The organism is Candidatus Woesearchaeota archaeon (assembly GCA_027858315.1).
Lineage (GTDB): Archaea > Nanobdellota > Nanobdellia > Woesearchaeales > UBA583 > UBA583.
In genome coordinates this window covers 1-23,797 of record JAQICV010000052.1, presented here as the reverse complement: position 1 = coordinate 23,797, position 23,797 = coordinate 1, and the positions used below count along the sequence as shown (strand labels likewise).

The 23,797-nt window shown below is 21.1% G+C and carries 19 protein-coding genes and 1 pseudogene; 12 read left to right on the top strand and 8 right to left on the bottom strand.

All coding sequences use genetic code 11. From position 1 onward, the window contains the following. The first annotated feature begins 1,554 nt into the window (after positions 1–1,554). From PF569_04730 to PF569_04680, 11 genes are all read left to right on the top strand, one after another. Positions 1,555–1,701 (top strand): hypothetical protein, encoded by a 147-nt coding sequence (locus PF569_04730; protein ID MDA3855538.1) that lies wholly within the window; start codon positions 1,555–1,557, stop codon positions 1,699–1,701. Positions 1,702–1,899: 198 nt separating this feature from the next. Continuing rightward, entirely contained in the window at positions 1,900–2,052 is a 153-nt protein-coding gene (locus tag PF569_04725; protein ID MDA3855537.1) for a hypothetical protein, read from the top strand. A gap of 188 nt (positions 2,053–2,240) precedes the next feature. Continuing rightward, a complete protein-coding gene (locus PF569_04720) occupies positions 2,241–2,378 on the top strand; it encodes a hypothetical protein (protein MDA3855536.1) in 138 nt (45 codons plus the stop codon). A 796-nt stretch (positions 2,379–3,174) separates the two neighbouring features. After that, the gene (locus PF569_04715; GenBank protein MDA3855535.1) at positions 3,175–3,342 is read left to right on the top strand and encodes a hypothetical protein; all 168 of its coding nucleotides are present in this window, start codon (positions 3,175–3,177) and stop codon (positions 3,340–3,342) included. A gap of 1,241 nt (positions 3,343–4,583) precedes the next feature. Continuing rightward, positions 4,584–4,769: a hypothetical protein gene (locus tag PF569_04710; GenBank protein ID MDA3855534.1), complete on the top strand. Its 186-nt coding sequence runs from the start codon at positions 4,584–4,586 to the stop codon at positions 4,767–4,769. A gap of 1,703 nt (positions 4,770–6,472) precedes the next feature. Next, positions 6,473–6,664: a GIY-YIG nuclease family protein gene (locus tag PF569_04705; protein ID MDA3855533.1), complete on the top strand. Its 192-nt coding sequence runs from the start codon at positions 6,473–6,475 to the stop codon at positions 6,662–6,664. Positions 6,665–7,012: 348 nt separating this feature from the next. Further along, a complete protein-coding gene (locus tag PF569_04700) occupies positions 7,013–7,156 on the top strand; it encodes a hypothetical protein (protein MDA3855532.1) in 144 nt (47 codons plus the stop codon). Positions 7,157–7,332: 176 nt separating this feature from the next. Further along, positions 7,333–7,479 carry a hypothetical protein gene (locus PF569_04695; protein MDA3855531.1) on the top strand — a complete coding sequence of 49 codons (147 nt, stop codon included), beginning with the start codon at positions 7,333–7,335 and terminating at the stop codon, positions 7,477–7,479. Positions 7,480–8,882: 1,403 nt separating this feature from the next. After that, entirely contained in the window at positions 8,883–9,386 is a 504-nt protein-coding gene (locus tag PF569_04690) for a hypothetical protein (GenBank protein ID MDA3855530.1), read from the top strand. A gap of 881 nt (positions 9,387–10,267) precedes the next feature. Continuing rightward, positions 10,268–10,492: a hypothetical protein gene (locus PF569_04685; protein MDA3855529.1), complete on the top strand. Its 225-nt coding sequence runs from the start codon at positions 10,268–10,270 to the stop codon at positions 10,490–10,492. A gap of 954 nt (positions 10,493–11,446) precedes the next feature. After that, entirely contained in the window at positions 11,447–11,641 is a 195-nt protein-coding gene (locus tag PF569_04680; GenBank protein ID MDA3855528.1) for a hypothetical protein, read from the top strand. Between the two features lie 722 nt (positions 11,642–12,363). On the opposite strand, the gene PF569_04675 is transcribed toward PF569_04680, so the two are convergent. Together PF569_04675 and PF569_04670 are read right to left on the bottom strand one after the other, a co-directional pair. Next, complete coding sequence (locus tag PF569_04675; GenBank protein MDA3855527.1) at positions 12,364–12,582, bottom strand: hypothetical protein; 219 nt, start codon at positions 12,580–12,582, stop codon at positions 12,364–12,366. A 1,995-nt stretch (positions 12,583–14,577) separates the two neighbouring features. Further along, positions 14,578–15,042, bottom strand: a pseudogene (locus PF569_04670) (phage major capsid protein). 286 nt (positions 15,043–15,328) lie between these two features. On the opposite strand from PF569_04670, the gene PF569_04665 reads away from it, so the two are divergent. Further along, positions 15,329–15,454 (top strand): hypothetical protein, encoded by a 126-nt coding sequence (locus tag PF569_04665; GenBank protein MDA3855526.1) that lies wholly within the window; start codon positions 15,329–15,331, stop codon positions 15,452–15,454. 2 nt (positions 15,455–15,456) lie between these two features. Here the strand turns inward: PF569_04665 and PF569_04660 are convergent, their stop codons facing one another. The 6 genes from PF569_04660 to PF569_04635 form a co-directional block, all read right to left on the bottom strand. After that, a complete protein-coding gene (locus PF569_04660) occupies positions 15,457–15,684 on the bottom strand; it encodes a hypothetical protein (protein MDA3855525.1) in 228 nt (75 codons plus the stop codon). A gap of 60 nt (positions 15,685–15,744) precedes the next feature. Continuing rightward, positions 15,745–15,927 carry a hypothetical protein gene (locus PF569_04655; GenBank protein MDA3855524.1) on the bottom strand — a complete coding sequence of 61 codons (183 nt, stop codon included), beginning with the start codon at positions 15,925–15,927 and terminating at the stop codon, positions 15,745–15,747. 117 nt (positions 15,928–16,044) lie between these two features. Then, positions 16,045–16,248: an HK97 family phage prohead protease gene (locus PF569_04650; GenBank protein MDA3855523.1), complete on the bottom strand. Its 204-nt coding sequence runs from the start codon at positions 16,246–16,248 to the stop codon at positions 16,045–16,047. 3 nt (positions 16,249–16,251) lie between these two features. After that, entirely contained in the window at positions 16,252–16,407 is a 156-nt protein-coding gene (locus tag PF569_04645; GenBank protein MDA3855522.1) for a hypothetical protein, read from the bottom strand. 48 nt (positions 16,408–16,455) lie between these two features. Beyond that, a complete protein-coding gene (locus tag PF569_04640) occupies positions 16,456–16,581 on the bottom strand; it encodes a hypothetical protein (GenBank protein ID MDA3855521.1) in 126 nt (41 codons plus the stop codon). Between the two features lie 3,691 nt (positions 16,582–20,272). Further along, on the bottom strand, positions 20,273–20,422 hold the full coding sequence (locus PF569_04635) for a hypothetical protein (protein ID MDA3855520.1): 150 nt from the start codon (positions 20,420–20,422) through the stop codon (positions 20,273–20,275). Between the last annotated feature and the right edge of the window lie 3,375 nt (positions 20,423–23,797).

Sequence of the window (23,797 nt, the reverse complement as noted above, 5' to 3'; positions counted from 1 at the left end):
ATCTTTTAAGAATGTAGAAGTTAATTTAGATTCTATAAAGAAGACTAATACATTTAATATAGATAGTTATCTAAAAAGTATGAATAATAAATGATATAATGTATATTATATATTAAATGATTTCTATAAAGATAGAACAGAAAAGAATTTAATATGATTTAATGAGATTTGATTAGATATAGATATAGAAGAAGATTTTGATGATATAATAGAATGACAAACATTAGAAGACATTCTTGATAATTCAATGAATCTACTATGATTTCAACCTCATAGAGTTAATAAAACATATAAAGGGTATCATTTGTTCTATAAACTATCAAAAGAGTTATATGAACTAAATAAAGATGATTATAAAGATATCTTTAAAGTTATAAATGAATCAATGAATTGAGATCCTTTAATGAAATCTATAACATCTATATTAAAAGTAGAATGATATATAGATCATAAAAAAGATAGAAGATGTTTAATAACTAATATATATAAAAATAAAGAAAATATTATAACAAAAAATGATATACAATTATTACTATCTAAAAATATAATATTAGATACTTCTAGAAAAAATAAAATAGAAAATAAAATATCAAATAAGAAGATACTTAATTCTAAAATAGAAGAAATAGATGCTTTAAAACTTATAGATAAGATAAATAAGGAAACAAAATATCATGTATCAGTATCTTGAAATAATATAGATAAAACATGATGATTAAAATTATATAAAGAAAATGATAAATATACTATAAAAGATTTTGCTGGTTGAAATAGATTTTGAATTAAATACTTTATATTAAATCATATATTAAAGGATGTATTAGATACAAAAGAAAAAATGATAGAATATAATAAAATATTATCATTATTTTGAATTAAATTAAGAGAGAATTATATACCTACAAAATTTCCTTTATATTATCTATTATGATTTAAAAAGGATGAAATAGTGGATGAAATAAATGATAAAATATTAAATACTGATAAATGATTATTATTAAAGGTTATGATATGACATAATTACTTATCACAATCATCTAAGAGTGATGAAATTTCTGAAAAGGATATAATAGATCTATTACAATTATCAAACTCTTCTAATTCAAGAAATAAGGTAAAAAAAGCATTCATAAAACTATCTTACTTAAAAATCAAACAAGAAATATTAGAATTAAATGAGGAAACTTGACAAATAATAAATATAGAGCAATATAAAAACATAATTGATCTAGAAATTATTACTAGAAATAAGCAAAGATTTTACAAGATTAAATTACTTAAAAATATAAATAACTTTAAACTAATTAACATAAATCTAGAATTATTAAAGATAAAACAAGATAATAAATTCATAACTGCATTATTCCTTACAAGTAATCTAGAAAAATCTTGAAAATATAAAGTAAAAATAGAAGAATTACAAGAATTATTATGAATAAAATCTTATGACAATATCAGAGATAAATTTCTAACTAATTTAAAAAAGGAAAAATACATAAAAAACTATCTAAAAGAATGAGATTATATTATTTATTATTAAACAAATATTAAAACATGAAAATAACAGAAAAACTAATAACAGATCAAGAACTAAAACAAATATACAAAAAATTCCCCAATTCTAAGATCTACCCAGAGTGGAGTAAAGAAAAAAAAGAGGAAAAAAGAAAGGAAATATTAGAAAAATTAAAAGAAAATTAAAAAACTTAAAACTAATGTTGAAAAAAAGTTTAAAATAATTATATAGTATATATAACAAAAAATAAATAACTATATTCCATTAGATTTTTATATAAATCAATGTTGAAAAAAAGTTTTTAATTGTTATATACTATATAGTTAAGATAAAAATACTTAACAAAAACATAATTACTTACTTACTTATTAACTTACACAATTATGAAAACTATTAAAAAATTTGATGTTACAATTATTACAGAAAATAATCTAGAAATTACTTATAGAGAAATACAAATAATAGAAAATAATGAAACTTTTACATTAAAATATGATAATTTATTAGATAGAAAAACTGATGTTTCTGTATTTTGAGAAGAAATAGTTCTAGAAATAGAAGAAAATAAAAAAATACTTCCTAAACAAGAATTTTCTATATTTTGAACATTAAACAATAAAGAAATAAATAGAATAGAGATCAAATAATTATATACTATATAGACAGATGTTAAAGTCTTGAAAACATACACATAATTTATTTACTTACTAACTTATACAAAATTATGGAAAATACAAATAAACAAAAATTAACAATGGTAATTGTTAATTTAGATCCTAAAAAAACAGTGATTGAAAATGATAAATTAGGTAGAACTAGTTTCTATATAAAAGATAAAAAAGAACAATTATATTATACATGATCTAGTATAGAATCTTGTAAATTATACATAGAATCTAACTTAGATAGATTTCATTATTTAGATTATTTAAATATTATAAATAAAGATACAAAAGAAACAGAAATGTATTCTGTAAAAGATAAACTAATTAAAAGAGTAAAAACTATAAAAGAAATTGAAGATGATATTAAAAAAATTAAATGAGATTTTAGAAAACAATTTCAAGAAGAATTAGATAAATCTAATATAGAAAGAATAGAATACAAAAAAAATATGGATATATTTATTAAAGAATTAACTGATAAAACTTTGAAAGATATGGAAGTAAAAAATACTATTGATGAAATAATGGATACTAGATATGTATTATAAATATATTTACTAATATTAAAAAATATACAATAAATGTATAATAATTTAATTTACTAATTACCTACTAATTACCTACTAATTACAAAAAACAATGGAAAATAAAGAAAAGACTAATTTTAAAAAAATGCCATGATTCAAAATATATTGATCTGGAAAAAAATCAATAAATGTAGAAGAAATACTACATAAAAGAGATGACGAAATAAAAGGTCATAAATTAACGATTGAAGGAACGATAGATATGTGGAAGACTAAGACTACTATAATGTTAGAAAAAGCTGAAATATTTGAAGTTTTAGGCCTAATTTATTGAAATACTAATGAAGTTGTTATTAAAAGAAAAAATGAAACAACAAAAGAAAATAAAAGTATAACAATAATGAAAAATATAAATTCATGAGATACTCTAATTAAAGTAGATTCTTCTAAATCTAAGGATAAAATAATGATAAAAGTAGATTTACTTAATATAATGATTTTAAAGAATTTATGTGAAACAATTATTATAAAAGAAATTAAAAGAGATAATAATGTTATTCTAAATTTAGATTATATTAAAGATTATATCAATAACCTACATAAAAATGACAACAGAAATATTACAAATGATTGAAATAACAATATGACTAATAACAATAATGTTAATGATAGTATTGTTGATACAGAATTCAAAGTAAAATATATAAATAATTATAATTGAAAAGACAGTGAAAATATAATAGAAAATTTAACAGAAATACAATATAATTATTTTAAAGATAAAAAACACTTACAAATAAATGATAATACAAGAGATGATCTAATCAATTCTTTAAAAGAATTAAATATAGATAATTGAAAAAAATATTTCTTCTTAAACAAAGATAATTTTAATACATTAACTATAAAATAAAAATGAAAACATACTTAAAGAAATATGATCTACTGAAACAAGTAGATCTCCCTTCTTGGGAAGATATAGAAAAGAAAGTAGAAAAAACCTTAATAGAAATAAAAAAATGTTGATTTAAAGAAAATTTAAATAATACAAATGAATTTTTATGAGATGATCAAGCAAAATTTTGATTTACAGTAGAACATTTAGTTTGACAATTAGATGATAAGATAGAAATGAAGAATGATGAGAAAGGGGAAAAATATGACTATACAACTATTAGAAATTGAAGAAAGGTATATGTAGATATAAAATGATTTAAAATAGCTAAGGGGAAAGAAATTGATGAAATAATAGATAAGAAATATAAAAGTTTTCTACAATTTGAACAAGTTTCATTGACTTATCATTATTGTATTAAGAATAATATAGATATTAAAGATTTTTATTTTGAAATAGTATGGTGGGATGGTAATAAAGAATGAAATTTAATAAGATGTTTAAATGACAATCTAAGATTAGATAATATTATTACTAAATTAACACCTAAATATCAAAATCCTTTCTGAACTAATTGAAATGAAGAACAAGTTTTAAATTATATTGTAGATTTAATTCAGTATAATAAAGATAATAATATAGTTTTATAAAAGAAAATTAAAAAAAGTGAATTCTTTGTTTGAAAAAAAGTTTTTAATTCGTATATATATAGTAAGTTAAGATAAAATACTTAAAAATATTATAACTAATGGCTTATTAAAGCAAATTTAGAAATTATAATAAAAAAGTAAATATCTTACTTGAAAAAAAGTTTAAAATAATTATATAGTATATATAACAAAAAATAAATAACTACATTCCATTAGATTTTTATAAAAATCAATGTTGAAAAAAAGTTTTTAATTGTTATATACTATATAGTTAAGATAAAATACTTAACAAAAACATAATTACTTACTTACTTATTAACTTACACAATTATGAAAACATATGAACAAAAAATAAATATCATTAAAGAAGTTTATACTTATGATAACATTGATAATAATTATACTGAATTATATAATTATATAATAGATTTAGAAAATAATTTTGATTATACATTAGAAGATATCATTACAATAGAAGTTATAGATACAATAGAAGAAGAACTATTTAATAAATAAAATAAATTATAAAAACTACTATATCATTTAACTACAACATTATGAACATACTAAAAAATATTATCTATTATATGTTAAATGATATAATAGATCTACATAAAGAGGTAGAAGTTATAGATATTATAACATATTCTATAATTATAATACCAATTTTTACTTATTTTACTTACCTACTTATAAAATAATGGAAAACAAAGAAGAAAAAATATGATTTATAGAATGGATCATATTTAAAATAAAATGATGGATAAAAGAATTTTGGATACAATTACAAGTTTTAATAATGTTATATATTATAATATATTCTTGAAGATATATATATTACTTAACACAATAAAAATATGAATAAACTAAAATTAAGACTTATATTTTATCTAATTATAGTAATGTTAATAATGACAATATTATGATTATTTCATAAAAATGATATAGATCTAAATTACAAATACATGAACATACTAGTAGATTCAAATATTAAAAAAGAATTATTAGATAACGATGTAAAATTTAGATACTTACAATCAAATTTTAGAGATTGAACATATAATAAATTAACAAATACTATATATATAGATAAAAGTTCAGAAGATAAAATATACATACATGAATATATACACTACATATACAATAAAAAAATGAATGAAGATGAAAAGAAAAGAATACAAGAAATAATAAAAAATAAAAGTAATTCTAATTTCGAACATTTACAAACATGATTTCTTTATAATAATATATTTAAAAATAATATCAAAGAAATACATAGTAAATATAATAATTACTTTGATATATATGAAAATGAATATGTATCTTATATACTATGAAATAGTTGAACAGATCTAAAAAGGTTAATTAACCTTAATATAAAACTAAATATAATTGATATTGAATTAGAAGAATTATACTATATGTTTTATGAAAATTAAAAAAGTGAATTCTTTGTTTGAAAAAAAGTTTTTAATTGTTATATATATATATCAGAATAAATTTTCAAATAATACTACTACTATTTTAGATAATCATTGACAGTCTTGTGGTGCTAATATATTTTTATTATGAAAAAAAAGAATAGTTTATAAACATTCATTCATAATGTTCCATAATGTTTCATGATGAGCTGGTTGAAAATTATGAAATGTAAAATCTAGTATAGATTTTAAAGAATCTTATTATAATAATCTAAATAGAGATATTTATAAATGATTTTTTACTAAAAAAGAAATAGATAAAATATTTATATGACAAGATTATTATTTTAATACAACTGAAATGTGTGAAAGGTGAATGTCTACTCATGTTATAATAGATTGAGTAGAGATGACATCAAAAGAATTTTTAAAACTTAAAAAATAAAATTATGACAAATAAACTAACACAAGGTTTAAATATACATGATCAAGCATTTAATTTATTAAAATTTACTTGATATACTGAATGATTATCCGAAATTAGAAATAGAAGATGATTTAATTCATTAGAACAAGAACAAAAAGATGAAATTATAGAAGATTTTAATGAAAATTTTATTAAATGACTAGAAAATATACATTTTGTTTCAGAAGAAGTTAAAGATAAAGTAATGGAAATCTTAGGAAAATAATAATTCATATAAGATATATTAAACTTAATATATACACATTATAACTTATATAAGAGATGTTAAACTTTATAAACATACATTTTAATTTACTTAATTACTTATAAAAATGGAAAATAATACTACAATAATATATAGAATATATAATACAGAAACTAATAAAAATTACATTGGTAAAACTAATAGAGATTTAGTGAGGTGGGAAGAACATTTTACAAATAAAAATAATCCTTTTCAAGAAGATCTTGATAAACATGGTTATAAATCATTCGAATTTAGTGTTCTAGAAGAGTTAATATGATCTGATGAAACATATATACTAGAAATAGAACAGACTTATATGGACGAATATAACGTATTAGAAGAATGATATAATAGAAGAGAAAATTTCAGGAAAGAAGAAACTGATAAAATGATTAAATTTAGTAAAAGTATTTATAATACTTGATATGATAATCTAATAAATTTAAGTTGTGTAAGAGATGTTGTGGCTTCATATCATGTTTGACAAGAAATACTTAATATATTAGAAACACATAAGAAATTATCTGATAATAGAAGATGATTTGAGTTAATTAAAGATAAAAGTGAAATATTCTTTAAAGAATGAGTAATAGATTCTATAAATTACAATCTAATTAAGTATTCTATGATATATCTAAGAGATTCTAGTATAACAGAGGATAAAAGATATTATATAGAACAATTAAATAGCTTAGAAGTCATTAAATTCGATTTCTATGAAGAAAAATCAGAAAGAAATGAAAGAATATTAGAATTATTCGAAAGATGATATAAAACAAAAGAGATAAATAAGATTACATGAATCAAAAATTCAATAATAGATAATGTAATAAGATTATTTAGATGAAATTATGTAAAATGATCTATTATAAAATATAAAAAAAGAATAAAATTTGATTTATTCTGATACACATTTAATTTAAACTTTAATATAAAAAAATAAAAATGGAAACAAAACTAGAAATAATAAATAAAATAATAACATTAAAAGAAATGTTTGAAAAAGAAAAGGATGAACAATTAAAAGATCAAATTCAAGATCAAATTCAAGATAAAATTAAAGTTTTAATGAAAAAATTTATTGATATATAAGAATGAAAAATATAAAATTTTAATTTTAAACAATAAACAATGAATAATTATAAAAAAATAAATTATAATATAATATATAATCAATGTTATGCAAAAAAATTATTAACAATGGATCTAGATATATTTATTATAGAAATGAAACGATTATGAAATGTATTTTATAATCAAGAATCAGATTTAGTTAAATGATATATGTGATATAAAGATCAAGAATATATGTTTTATGAACAAGAAATAAATACTTGACTAATATATATATCTAAAATAAATGATGAAAATATTAAGATAATAAGTAATATACTATTTAATTTATATTGACAATTACTAACTAAATTAACTATATTTAAATTAAATAATGAACATAAAGATGAAATAGATTGAATAATATATAATTGAATTTATAATTGAGTTAAATCTATTAACTTAGATAGACTAAATAATATGAGTATTAGAGAATATCTAATTTCTATGACATTAAATTTAATAAAATCTAAATATACTTATAATAATAATGATAAATTAAATAATAGTATACTATATGAATATGATACAATTTCTGAAAATGACTGATATAGTATATTTGATAATATACATTCTAAAATAGAATATACTGAAAATAATGAATTAAGTAAAAGTTTTTATAAGATATTATTAGTAAATGAAAAACAAATATATTCTAAAATATTTAAATTATTAGAAGACTGAGTAAGTCAACGTTGAATTTGAAGAATACTAAAATTAAGTGCTGAAAATATTAGACATCATCTTTGATATATTAAAAAATTACTTAATATACATTTAAAGAACGAATGATATTATGAATAAAAATATAAAAAGTGAAAGTTTTTTTAAATAAATTCGTATTACTTAATATAGACAGATGTTAAAGTCTAAAAAACATAAATTATTTTAAATTATAATTATATAAAATTATGGAAAAAACAAGATTTATACTGTTAAATAATGAAATAGAAAAAGTAGAAATTATTGATAGTAAACAATTACAAGATTTCTTAAATTGAAATTGGAAGTATGAAGATTAAGAAGTCAATGATAAATCCGAGAAATCTGATGAAGATTATGTATTAGAAATTCATTCTTATAGAGGTCTAACATATCCAATTTATAATTTTCAAATTAGAGTTTTAATTGATAGATATAAAGAAGAAATAAGTGATTTAAAAAATATAGATAAAAATATATTAAAAATTGAAACTAATAAAAGAGGTATGATGCAATGAATGCATAGTCTTTCCTTAGACATAGAATTAGCAGGTCTAAGGTTTAATAGAGCTGCAATATTATGCTAAATAATATACTAAAATAATATAGACAGATGTTAAAGTCTTGAAAACATAAATTACTTTAATAAATAACTATATAAACACATGTCTACTAAAAAAATGACAATAAATGAAAGATTAGTAAATGCTGGTTTTACAGAAGATCAAATAAATGAATTAAAAGAAGAACACAATAATATGTTAACACATAAAATAGTTGATGAATATATTAAAGATACAGTAATTACAACAGAGATAATAGATGTTGAATTTGATAAATTAAAAGATAAAGATTTAATTAAAATGGATAATATAAATCCATTACGTAAATTCACAGATGAAGAGTTAATTGAAATAAATAATGAAAATTTCTTAAATAATATTGAAACTTCTGATGTTAAAAAAGATACTATTAAAACAGATGAAATAGATGAAATAGATAAAAGATTAGTAAATGCTGGTTTTACAGAAGATCAAATAAATGAATTAAAAGAAGAAGTAAAAGAAGAAGTGAAAAGTGAAGAATCAAAAATATCTGATAAAGATATAATAATTTTTATTAGAACAGTAAGACCAGATTCTTTGATATATAAAAGAACCTTAATAGAAATTAACAAAAGATGATTAAAATTTAAAGGTTAATATTATAAGCTCTTTTAATTAAAAGAGCTTTATTTCTTAATAAGAATATATGAATAAGTATAAAAAAAACACAAAATATACAAATTATTATGAGAAATTAAGTATTGATTTTGTAATATATTTATATAAACAAGCAGATAATATAGATCAACAAAATGAAATTATTTTATTTTTAAAGGATACATATTATAATTATTTTTCTTATAAACCTTCTATATTTTGATTAGTAAAAGAAGATATAGATACATTTCTATATTCTTTAATAAAAGATTCTTTAAATAAATTTAATCTAAATAGTAAAATATCATTTAAAAGTTTTATATTAAACAATCAGGATTATTTAATAAAAACTTTATTAAATAAAAAGAAATTAAATGATAAATATCATGAACAATGAGATACTATCAAAGTAGTATATTTTAATCAAAATTCTGATGATGATCATAATTATATGGAGAATTTAGAATGAAATTTTAATGAAAAATCAATACAAGATGATATCTTAATAAATGATATTAAAAATGATTTAAAAAAGATGGGTAAAAAAGGAGAAATGTTCTATAATTATACTTATAATGAAATGAAACTAAGAGAACTTAGTGATGAATATTGAATGAGTATAGAATGATGTAGAAAAATAATAAATCAAGTAAGAGATATAATTAAGATAAGATATACTTAATAATTTATAATTTAATAAATTAACTATGGAAAAGAATATAAAATTTAAATGAAATTTAGAAAAAACAAATATAACAATTGAAATTGACTCAGAAAAATATATTATATCTGATATTAAAATATGATGAGAAGATTGGGATACATGATATTTTAATGTTTATGAAGGTTCAGATATATTTTCAATGGATAAATATACATTGATGATGTCTTCTACTTTATTGTTTAAGACAGAAATAGAAGATTTTTCAGATTTTTATTATATTGATACAGAGAATTATAGAGAATATTTGATAGTATATAATACAGCATGTAATATTGTATCTCAAATTATTTGTAATAAAAATGGAAATTATGAAGATTATAAAGATTCAATTGATGAATTTAATGATAATATAAAAATAATATAAAAAAGATATAGACTAATAATCTATATCTTTTTTGTTTATTTCAATACTGGAATTATAATACATCTACAATTAGGATGTAATGTAGGAGTTATTACGTCCTTATACGTTACTTCTCTTCAACTTGGAGTATTACTACCTTTATCAATAAAAGGTTTCTCTAAGCTAGTTATTTTACCATTCATAGGTCCACATTCTGAACATACTCTTTCATCTTGTGCTGTATACCATTCTTTTGATTCAACTAGATCATCATTTTCTATATAAACATCTAATTTAGCTGTATTTCAAGCATCAATTATTTCAGTTTTAGATATTTTTTCAGATCTATTTTTCTTAAAGTTAGTAAATTGAGTATCTAATATAGAAATAGCTGATATTGATCATGCCTTAATATTATCAATTTCTTTATCAAATTTATCTGATAATATTGTAGTAGAAGTTTCTCATGTAACTTTACTTATATTATCTATTTGATTATCTATACTTTTTCCTATATTTTTTTCTGATATTTTTTTAAATTCTTTTATTTTATTATCTTCAAATTCTTTATATGTTACATTTAATCATTTTTTATATGTAGATCATAATCATTCTGCCATTGCAGTTGATAAAAATGAGTTATATTTTTTTTGATTATCATTATAATATTTCTTAATATCTGATTTAATTGCTTTTACATCAGTTGATTTACCTATAATTTTAGATAATTCTTTATTTTGTTTATCAAATATTTTATTTATTCAATCATTCATTGATTTAAGTTCAGATTTAGATAAAGAATCTATTGCTAATATTTGTTTTTCAAAATATTCATCAGTTCAATATGTATTTTCTTTTTCAATTTTATCATATTCTAATTTAAATGAATCAGCAAAATCTCAAAATATTGATCATAATTCAGATTTTAATTCTTTTTCTTTAATTTCTACTTCATTTTTTATTGAATCAGAAGCAATGGTAATTTCATTACCATTTTTATATATGATATCACCTCATTTGATAGGAACTAATCAAGCCATACTTCTAGCTTCATTTAATGATGATACTCAATCTCTAAATAATGATAGTATATTTTCTAATGTTTCATTTTTAACATTTATAAATTTAAATTCTCAGTCGAATATTCATGAATCATTAAATCAGTCTTGAATTTCTGTTGTAATAGGAAGTATAGTATTTTCATAAAAAACTTCTCTATAAGCCTCTAATGTAGCATAATTTAATCAATTTTCTTTACCTAATATTCATTTATTAACTCAAAAACATGATAATAATTCTTCTACACTCCATTCTTTTAATGATGTAAAATCCATATCTTTTAAAGATGTTTGTAATATATCATATTCTTCATCTTTTCAAAGTATTACATCTTTACCTGCATTTGTGGCACCAGATTGTTTACTAGCAAAAGATCTTTTATAGGCTTCTCTTTCTTCTGAATTTAATGGTTTTGGAACTTTAAATTTTCCTCATATATGTCAACCATTTTGAAGTAATGAAATATTCCATTTATCAATTTCTTCTATTACTAAAATATTTTTAGCAGCAGCTTCGACAGCTCAAACTCATCTGTATTTTGAATTAGGATCATATCAAACTATTTGTATTAGATCTTTTGTTTCAAATTTATATGTCTTATTATCTTTTTTATATTCAAAAAAATCTGGGTTTTTATTCATGCTTCATGATTCTCATGAAAATTTAACATTATATGAATTTAATACTTCTAATTTTTTAATAGTTTTTCAAATTTTATATTGATATATAAATGATTCTCAATATATTAGAAAACTAGATACAATAGACTTCATTAAATGATTATCTATAAGATCTAAATTAGGATCTTCTTTTAATTTTCAATTTTTATATACTCAATATTCTAATTTTGTTACAGTATTTGCAATCATTTTAATCGGAGCATATACAAATGAATTCCTTTTATAAAACTTAGAAAAATCTGATGATAATACAGTAGTATTACCACTAAGTATTTGCATTAGAGGATTAGTATCATAATAATCAACATTTATTTCAGTTGTTACCTTATCTTTTATTGAGAATATACTTGTAATTGTATCAATTATTTTCATTTTTATTTAGTTAATAGTTATTTATAATTATAATATAGTGATATTTTGATAAAATTCAACTTCTAATGTAATTTTAGAATAATATATTATTCATTTTTCATCAGCAAATGCATTATATACTATATTTGTTAATCAAGATTGTGTTATTTCTCAATCAAAAGTTTCATTTTTTTGAAATAGATCTGATATTTGTTTAGTTCATTTTTGAACTGTTGATTTAGCATCTTTTCTTGATATTCCTTCTTTTTCATTTATTTCTTGAAACATATATATTTCGAAAACTCATGATATTTGATTTTCATTTACAGATTTTTTTAATAATTCTTCTGAAACTAACTCAAATCATACATAAGGAAATGTTTGATTATCCATAGCAAATACATCTTGAACTTCATTAAATACAGAATCTGGTGATTTCAATGTATTAAGCATTGTGAGAATTTTTCATTCTATATCTATTAAATTATTCATATTATTTTGTTAAATTATTAAAGTAAATTTCTATTCATCTATTAAATGTTGTATTTATTTCTTTTTTATTCTCATCAATAGAATTTTTCATCCAAGGCTGACTTCTTTGATATTTAGTTCATTCATGAACAAATAATCAATATCAAACTGAATTTCTAATAGTTGATTTAAATCATTTTTTAATAAATGCTCTTTGTTTAGATCTTAAAACTCATGTATCTACTGGTGTTCTAATAGCACTTTCTCTATCTAAGAATAATGCAACATCCTTAATTCATTGTCAAAATATTTTTTTAATTTCTTTTTTATCAGAAATATTTCTTATTAAATTATGGAAATTTTTATCCAATATTACATTTAGATCAAATCATTTATTTATAGTATTTTCAGCCATTATACCTTTTTTATTAAAGTAAGTCTTGTAAAAGATTGAGTTATTCCTTTATTTTTTCCTATGTTTTTAATGGAATATCTTGATCATTCAAAATCTATATAATTTCATGTTTTAAATGTTTCTGTATAATCACAAGTAAATTGAAATTCTCTTCAATCTTTACTTTCTCATTCTGTTGTATATGAATCAGAATTTTGATTAAAATATCAAATTATTTGTCTATCTAATAGATATACAGATTGTCTATTTCATGAAATATTAGTAGTATATGTTTTTACTGAATAATCTACTGTATTTATATAGTGTTTTTTCATTGTATTTTATTAGTAAGTAAATATTTTATATTGATCTAATACTATAATACTATTTTCTAATGCTGTTTTTGTATTATTTATTTGATCTACTTTACCCATATAAGATATTGTATCTCAATTAACAGACTCAGATTTTACACCCTGTGTATCTATCTTAGTATTATCTTTATAATATCAAACTGTCATATCAATTATAATATCATTTAAATCATTTGGTAGGTCATTTATATCATATCATACTTCATAGGTAGCTTTATATTCTTGCCATCATGATGTTGGATATTTTATCAATATTTCACCTGTTTCAGATTTTAATTTATAATCTACTAGATTAGTTAAAACTTCATAATCAGCATCAAAAAAATCATTTCAAATTAAAACTGATAATTCAGATATACTATTGATAGGATATTGTCATAGATTTAAAATATAACTTCAATTGTTTTCATATTTTTTTACTATTGTTTGTTTATCTAATTTTAATCATGTATAATTTTCAATATATGAAATTGATTTATTATACATTAAAGTTATTAAAGAATCTTGTCATAGATCTGGAACTGAAATTCATAGTAATAATTTTATATCATTTATATCTACTAGCATATTTATTATTTATTATTTATTAAAATATCTATATATAATATATAGATATTTTAATATTTTTCAACTTTTAATTTAAATACAAAAAAAAGAAGATATTTCTATCTTCTAATTTTATTGATTATACTATATATTTACTATACCAACAGCGTTATTACCGTTATTACCGTTAATACCGTTAATACCAACAACGAATGCACTATTTATGATTACTCAACCAGTATGTCTTGCAACAGCAAGTAAAGATTGAACACCAGCAGCTTGATCATTGCTTAAATACATAGCTTGAATATCAAAATCTTTTCTTGATACTTCTGCATAACCCTCAGCAAAGTTACCTAGTAAGTAATTTCTAGCAGATGCAACATCAGTTGCAGTTGAAGTTATTACTTTATCTTTTACAGTTACAACATCATAACCTTTTAGATTTTTTTCTTTTGTTTCTAATGAAGGGTATAATTTATTACCATTAGTATCTCTTAATTTTTTAAGTATACCAATTTCATATTTAGATAAATACCATTTAGCATCTCTTTCTAATTCAGCAGGCATTGCATTAACAATAGTATCTAAGTAATCATCAGTTTCAACCGCAGTCAATAATGATATAGATATATTACCAGCACCTGTATCAGCTATTTCAGTAATACCAACATTTTCCATTACACCAGTTCTATTTAGACCAGTCCCATCTCATAACATGATTTGAGTTTCTTTAAAAGATTCTTGTGATTGAGCTATATCTCTAACTATAATAGCATAAGTTTCTGCAACATCATCAAGTAAATTATCTTCAACTTGAACTAATGTTTTAGCATCAGCAACTGTAAAGTTAATAACAGAAGTAGCACCTTTTGAAACAGTAGGAACAGTTCAAGGAGCAACATATGAAGTAGTAGATCAGTTTGCATAAACTCTTATAGATTTGTTATTTGAACTAGTAGAATAGTTTTTAACATTATCTATGATAGCGAATTCAGCCATAACTTGGATAACATCTCTTGCAAATTCTGCAATAACTAATTCTTTTCATTCAGTTGCAACAGTTTCATTTAGAAAAGCAGCATCAATTGCACTTTTTAAAGTATAAGATCAGTTTGTTTTAGATATTTCTTTAAACGAAGCAAATGCATCAGTTATAATCTTTTTTCTAGCACTTTCATCTGATAATGAATCACTTTCTGACATTTTACCTTTTAGTGAAGTAATTTCTTCATTTAAAGCGTCAATTGCTAATTTAGTTTCTTCTTTTGAAGCGTTAACTAAGCTATTTAATGTATCTTCTGTCTTTGATTGAAAGTCAGCGAATAATTTTTCCATTTCCATAATATTATGTATATTATTATATAAAATATGCAACTTTAAGTTAGTTGCCAACTATTATTTCTTTAAAGAAAGTTTAGATATATTCATATTGAATAAATCCGTTAAATCTTCTTCACTATATAGTATATCGATTTTTTCATTTTTTTCCACTTTTTTTTCAATATCATCTTTATTTTCTTCTTCTTTTTTCACTGTTTCATCCTTTATTTCAGTTTCATCTTTTGATAGTAAAGCCATTATGCTATCTAATTTAGTATTTAAATCAGCGATAGTTAATTCTTTATCTTCAATATTATCTTCTTCTTTAATTTCAGTAGAATCAGCTAAATTAACATCTTCTTCTTTTGTAATTATTCAAAGTTCAACTAATTTATCCATTTTATCTTGTGAAATACTATCCATTTTTTCAGCATTTGTGTTAGCAGGAATTGCAACAAAAGAACATTCATATAGATTTGTTTTACTACATATTCTAGGATCAGTTTCATCTCTTTCTAATACATTATAACCTAATGATACAGTTTTTAAGAATCCATCTTCATATAAATCAGCAATCATATTTCATAGTTCAGTGTCAGCAAATTGACCTTCGAAAGTTATTTCTTTCTTTTTAAGATCTTTAACTACTTTCGTAGCTCTACCAACAATTTTTAATACATCCCAAGATTCATGATTTATAAATATTACAGGATTTTTTAAATATTCTGCAATATCCATTCATTCTATAATTACAGATCTATTATTTCTATTGATTGTTTGATCAGCTCATCTAACTTTAAAAGTTCTATAAGTTTTATTATTTTCCTTAGATTCTTTATCCATTTCCATTATTATTTTCTTGAAATCAGATTCTAATTCTTTAAATTTATCATAATTTTTATTATTTTCCATTTTTATTAGTTTATTAAATTAAATATACTTGTAATATACAAAAAACTTAATTAAAAGTTTAATGTATTTATAAGTTTACAAGTTAAAGTTGCAGCATTTCAAAAATCATATAATGCTTTAAAATTTAATGATTGAGTAACAACATCATCAACAGGAGCAGATACTTCATATGATGTAAATGCAACTCTATAAAATCTAAAATCTAATGTTGGATTTGATACAAGTCAAATAGTTTTTTCTGTATCTATAATAGCAAATTGTAATGCTTGTTTAGTAGCATTTGTAGCTAGATCTTTTACAATATTATCAGCATAATCAAATTCTACTGTTCAAGATACGTTATATGTTTTATTTAAAATTTCAGCTGGACCTATATTTCAAAGGCTTCATCTTCTTTCTGTATTAGGTGTAAAAGTCATTTTAAATGATCTTAAATTCATTGAAGCAGCTGCATCTAATCAAGCATATGTATTAGCTAATTTAAATATACCAAATCTTGCTAAAAAGTTTTCATCTACTGTAAACGTTTTTGTTATAGCAGCATCAACTACTCAACCTTTACTTTCTAAATCAATAGAAACCGTAGCAACTTCTCAAATAGAAGCAGAAATTTCGAATGATTTAACCATAGCTAAACTATATAATTTTTTTTCTATTGGATTTTCATTAGCTATTACTAGTGAAGGATGTAGATTATTTTCTAATAATGTCATAGCATGTTGATATACACCAGCTTCTGGTATTGTAGTTGTTTTAGATCATAATACATTATATAAAAATGCAGATATTGAATTCATTTTTAGATTACCTCATATTTTTCAATCAGCCCATTCCGCAGATTTAAATACATCAGATCCATCCATAATAGATCAATTAACTCCATTATCTTCTCCTAATTCGTATCTATCTTGAAAATCAGCATCACCTTGTTCAAACCAAGAATTTAGGTCTGTAACTAAACCAGATCATCTTGTTGTTTCTACTCAAACTCAGTAAAAATTTTGTCTTCCTGTAAACATATTATTTTTTATTTATAAATTAAAATATTTATACATATAATATATAGATATTTTTAAAATTTTCCACTTTTTTTTACATAAAGATGTCGAAATCTTCTATTGTTCTAGTATCTTCCTCTTCTTCTATGTCAAAATCGAACACCATTCTCATAGAAATTGCATCTGCAAAATCGGGAGAGTTTCATAAGAATTTTTTAATTTCTTGCTTACTAATGATCTTTCTAACTATCGTATCAGAAGGAGATACTATTTCCTTAATAAATGAGAATTCATTGATTATATCTTCTTTATATATATTATCTTCAAAATATATACCTCATTTTTTAACTAAATCAGATAATTTAAAGAAACATGCTGATCTATCATTAAGATATTTTATTTTAGTATGTTCTTTTTCTATTCAATTTAATTTTCTTATTTCATCTTCTTTTTTTTCTATACTCTTGGCAGCTCACATAAATCTTACACATCATTCTAGTATATCAGCAGTTCAAGATCAAATTCAAGTAGAATCAATTACTACATTTTTTCTTTTAACTCAATATTGTTTCTCAAATTCTTTTATTTTTTTTGATAAATTAACTGAATCAGATTTGTCCTCTGAATATATACGTATAATTTTATATCAATTCCATATTATTACTATTGTTTTATCATCTCATTGTCAAGATACATCACAAGTAATATAATTCTCTTCTGATTTTGTTGTAAGATCATTCAAAAACATTTGATTTAAATCATCATATCAAAATAATATTGATGGATCATCATCATAATGCCAGTTACCATGATAATATATTTGCTTAAATAGTTCGTTATCAGAGTTTCTATATATATCAAGTGCCATATCATCCAAAAATTCATTATCCTCTGGTAGAGCTTGAATAAATACTTTTCTTTCATCTAATTTTCATTGTTCCCATGGTAGATAGAAGTCTGTAAATAACCAATTTTTTCATGGATTACAAGAATAATACATTTTACCTTTCTTTTTCCAATGTATATTTTCACTTCAATCTTCATTTACTGTTACCTTTTTATTTAATCTTAATCTAAACCTTAATGCAGATTTAGCTCAAACAACAGTTTCTTGCGCTTCATCAATAAATACACCTGTATATTCGAATGATCATAACCTTTTAAACGTAGTATCAGAAGGGATATTCTCTAATTCTCAATATTTTACAAATGATTTATTTTTAAATGTAATCATTCAATCAGATTTATTATGATTATAATCATCAAACCCACATGAATCCATTAAATTAGTTAATGATACTATTGTAGATGTTCTAACATCTTTTAATACCCTTCTTCAAATAAACCATCCAGATCATGGTAACATTATAGCATTTATAAATACTATTAAGGTTAAAATAAATGATTTACCTCATCATGCTCAACCTCAATATAAAATTTCCTCAGATACATCTTCATCATTCTGATATTTCTTAAATGCTTCTCTTTGTTTAGCATTTAAAAATATATAATTCATAATTTTTCATTCTTTCCTGAATTCAAGCATATAAAAATCAAGCAAAACATTAAATTTATTATATACTCATCATAAAATTGTTAATCAATTAGGATTTCTTTTTATTCATTCGTATTTTTTTAAGTATTTTTGTCTTTGCTTTAATTTTTTCTCATCTTGACTAATTTTTTTAACTCATTTTTTAGTAAGTAATCAGTTATTTTTATCTATTTCAGTCATTATTTTTATTTAGGTATTATACTAATAGTAAATAATCATTCACCTCACTCTATTTTCTTAATATCACTAGCTTCTCATAGTTCTGTTTTTATTAAAGTATTTATTTGAATAAGTTCAGTTGTTGTAAATCAGTTTTTCTTTGATTTTTTTAATTTTTTTATATCTCAAACTCTATCAATTAACTCTTCTATAATATCAATTTTTGCTTTCATTAGTTTATTTGCAGTTATTTCTAGTTCATCTTCTACATCTTTATCTACATTTTTTCTAGCCTCATTTAATCTATCTTGAATATAAGATTTTTTTTGTTTAACCCATCATGATACTTTTTCTTTACTATAAGTCTTAATTTTTTCGTCAATTAAAAATTGTGCAAAAGTTTTTGATTCTGATCTGAACCATTTATCTTTTAACACTTCATAATTTATTCATGAATATTTCTTTTCTGCCATATTATTTTTATTTATAAAATAAAATATCTATATTTAATATATAGATATTTTTTATATTTTCAACTTTTTATTTCTCAACAAGTTTACTAATTGATTTTATTTCTGGTTTTAATTCTTTATAATTATAAGATCCACCTATTTTTAATCATAAATCTACCATATTTCTTTGTATATTAGACATACCTTCTAATTCTAATCATAATTGTAAGATATAATCTCATTCTCTTCTAGATATTCATCTTATTTTTCAATTTATTTCTACTTGTCATATTAAACTATAACAGAAATCATGAAGAATATATGAAATATAAGCTGTTTTATCCATGAAAAATAGAATTGATGGAATACTACCAAAATCTGTATAAAAGCCTTCTCTGATGAATATTTCAGCTATAAAACTATCATTATAATACAATTCAAATATATAAGGTGAAGAAACTCTAAAATATTTAGTTCAACTAATCTTTTTTAGAGTTCATTCAGTTTTTAATTTCAGTTTATTAAAATTATATTTGTTCATCTTCTTTAATTTTAGGTTTTTTTGTTAATGCTTCTATTTGAGATAATATTCTTTTAAAAGACATACTATCTGGATTACAATTATTAAGTTCTTTTCTTAATTTTTTAACCTCTTGTGTTTCAATTATTCTTGCCATTTTTATTTTATTATTAAGTATTAAATATATTATAACTAATATATATGTTTTTCTTTATTTTTCAACTTTTATTTTAATTAAATTATATCTATTGTCATTCAATCAGCTTCACTAGATACTATTGTTCAGTTATCAGAAACATCTTCTACGGTTACTTTTATATCTTCTTTTTCAGTAAATATCATATAACCATTATTTTCGAAAGTATATGCAGATGAATTTGTAATGGTTATATCCCTAATCGCATTAAATACTCATCAAACTGGTCTTTTTCTTACCGTTATTCTAGCACTTCAAATATTTCAACCACTTCTAGCCATACTAATAAATCATCTATCTATTGCTATTTTCTTTCCTAATGGAACTGTAAATGCCATTATAGCTGTTTGATTATTTCCAATTGGCATTGTTGCAAAAACATTTGTAATTGTAGTTGTATGTCTTAATGTAATAACACCAGAATTTTTTCAAGTAGATCATGCAGTTAAAACTTTTATTCTATTAGATCTGATATATGTTTGTGCTCATAAACTTACAGGAGTAATTCAATTTAATGTTACTGTAACAGTAGATATTGCATTATAATTTTCGTCTAATAATCAAGATATTTCTACTGTTTGTGCTCAAATTCAAGGAACAACTCAATTATCTTCTAAACTAGAACTATAAATCTCTAATGTTTCAGCTGCTCATGTTGGAAATCATGTATATATTCCTCCTCCACCCCATATATCTTATGGCGTAGATGCAGTTGCAATATCTGGATTAGTTCAAAATTTATCAAATTGTGCCAATCATGGAATATTTCATAATACAAGATCAAGTGCAAAATTACTATCTTGTGATACCCTTAATTCTGCATTTTCATTAAAAGTTTCAATTTGTGTTTCCCTTAATAGATCTGTTGGTTTTCACATAATATTTTTATGTTATATATTAAAATTTTCTATTTTATAATTAGAACTTGATACTTCTTCTATTTCAAAAAGTATGAATTCTTCTTCTTTTTTTGTTTTTGTTTTCTTTACATTTAACTCATATACTATATTATCATTAAATCATAATGATTCTTGTAATGCATCTATAAAAGGTTTTAATGGATTATCTACATCTGATCACATACTACTAAATCACCATACTATATTTAATTTTAATGCTAATCATTTCTTTTCAAAATCTATATAATTAAAATGATCTTCTCAAATTTCTAATGTTATTATATTATCTAATTCTTCCTTATATTCTATTAGAGCTTTTGTTTTGATCTTCTTTCATTTATATGCTCAATTTACAGATAATGGCTTTATATCTATCTTAATCATTGTATTTTGTTATAAGTAAAAAGTGTATGGTGATATATACTTCTATAAGTAAAAAGTGTATGTAGGACCATGTTTGATTTATCTCTTTGTTATCAGATAAATCAATGGTTAATTTGTAAGTATATAATATAATAATAAATATAATAATAATATATCTTTTCTATTTAGTCTTAATATACATTATATATTTACCTTCTTCCATTCTTGTCATATTATAAAATCAGATCTTATCTAATGTTAATTCTTCTTTATTTATATTACTCATATTATTTTAGGTTATTTAATAAATCAATTAGATCAGCTATTGAAATATGATAATAATTCAATACTAATAATCAGATAATTCACAATATTATTATTAGTATATCTTTTATACTATATTTAGAAACTAATTTATATAAAAATGTTAATCATTCTTTATTGTCTTTTAATATTTGTAGATTTGCATTTAATTTAGTTTCTTCTATTATTTTAGGATTTAATTCATTTTCTATATAAGATCTAAATCATTTCATATCTCCTTTATAAAAATTTGATGAAGGATCTATTTTACTTGTAGTAATTTCTTTATGTCATAATATATTTTCAGATTTTATATCATTTCTTTTACATATATCTAATGTTAATTCTTCTAATGATTTTATTTGTTCATCAGTATAAGGATCTTTCCGATCTCATAAATTTTCTAGTTCTATTCAGATAGATATAGTATTTAAATTCCAACCCCATCTAGTTTTTTCCTTTGGTCCTATATTAGATTTACCTGTATGCCGTGCTATATAGTCTTCTCATACTAAATTCCATATAACTCAATCTTTTCAGATATAGTAATGAACAGATACTTTACTATTTTTATTTCTACCACTTAACATATTGAAATCTCATGGAGATTTTCATGCTGTATGATGAATTATCAGATATAATATTATATCTGATAAAGTTCTTTTATCTTTATTTCATGTATTATTTAATAATTTGTCTTTTATTATCATATTTATAGTCGTTATTTATAAAATTATCTATCTATAATATATAGATATTTCTTATATTTTCAACTTTTAATAAAATAATAAAAAAATACTAATTTAATTATTTAGTATTTTCTTTTTTTTCTTCTTTTATGTTTATCTCATTTAATTTAGATGTAATGCCTTTTTCTAGAACGAAGGATATAGATGTCAATAACATTTTTAAAGCATCAAATTCGCTAATTTTAACCCCATAGTGAATACTATACGTATTTCATATAACTGAATATAACTCTACCATTGAAAATGCTCAAAATAATACATAAATATAAGTGTCAATTAAAGTTGGATCAAAATCTAATATTTTTAATAAAACAGCAGTTCATAATATTACAAATAATATACTAACCTTTTTTATTAGTCAAATTGTAACAGTTGACGATTTAACATCTGAATGTATAAATCATTTAGCAATTCATGTAAAAAAATCTAGACTTAATAAAAATAAGAATAGAAAAAATATTTCTTCTTTAATTCCTAGATATGTTAGTCATACTGTTATAGTTGCTCATACTGCTGCGATACTTAATTTGTCCATTATCCTTATTTTATTATTATTATTTAAATTATTATTACGAATATCAAGAAAGTATACTTTATTTACGTGTTTTTGATATTCGTTATCATATCACCACTTCGGTAATTTACGAAGTGGTAAAGTTCAAATAGAATATACAGGGTAATTATTACCCTGTATATTCTATTTGAACTTTATATTATTTAGTTTTCTTTTTAGTTTTTTTCTTAGTTTCTTTCTTACATTCAACTATATCTAAAATTATTCCGTCATGTTTAATATTAAATTCAATTGAATCTCAGATAACTTCTAATTTTTCTATTCTAGATCAGAAAGATTCTTCTATAAATGATTTAGATCATTCAATACTTTTAACATGATAAGAATATTTCATTAGTGTTTCAGCAACAACATCTAACTCAAAATCATTATTATATTCAAAATATCATAGTTTTCTATTATCATTAGTCTTATCACATACAAATGTATATTTTAATCATTCTATTGT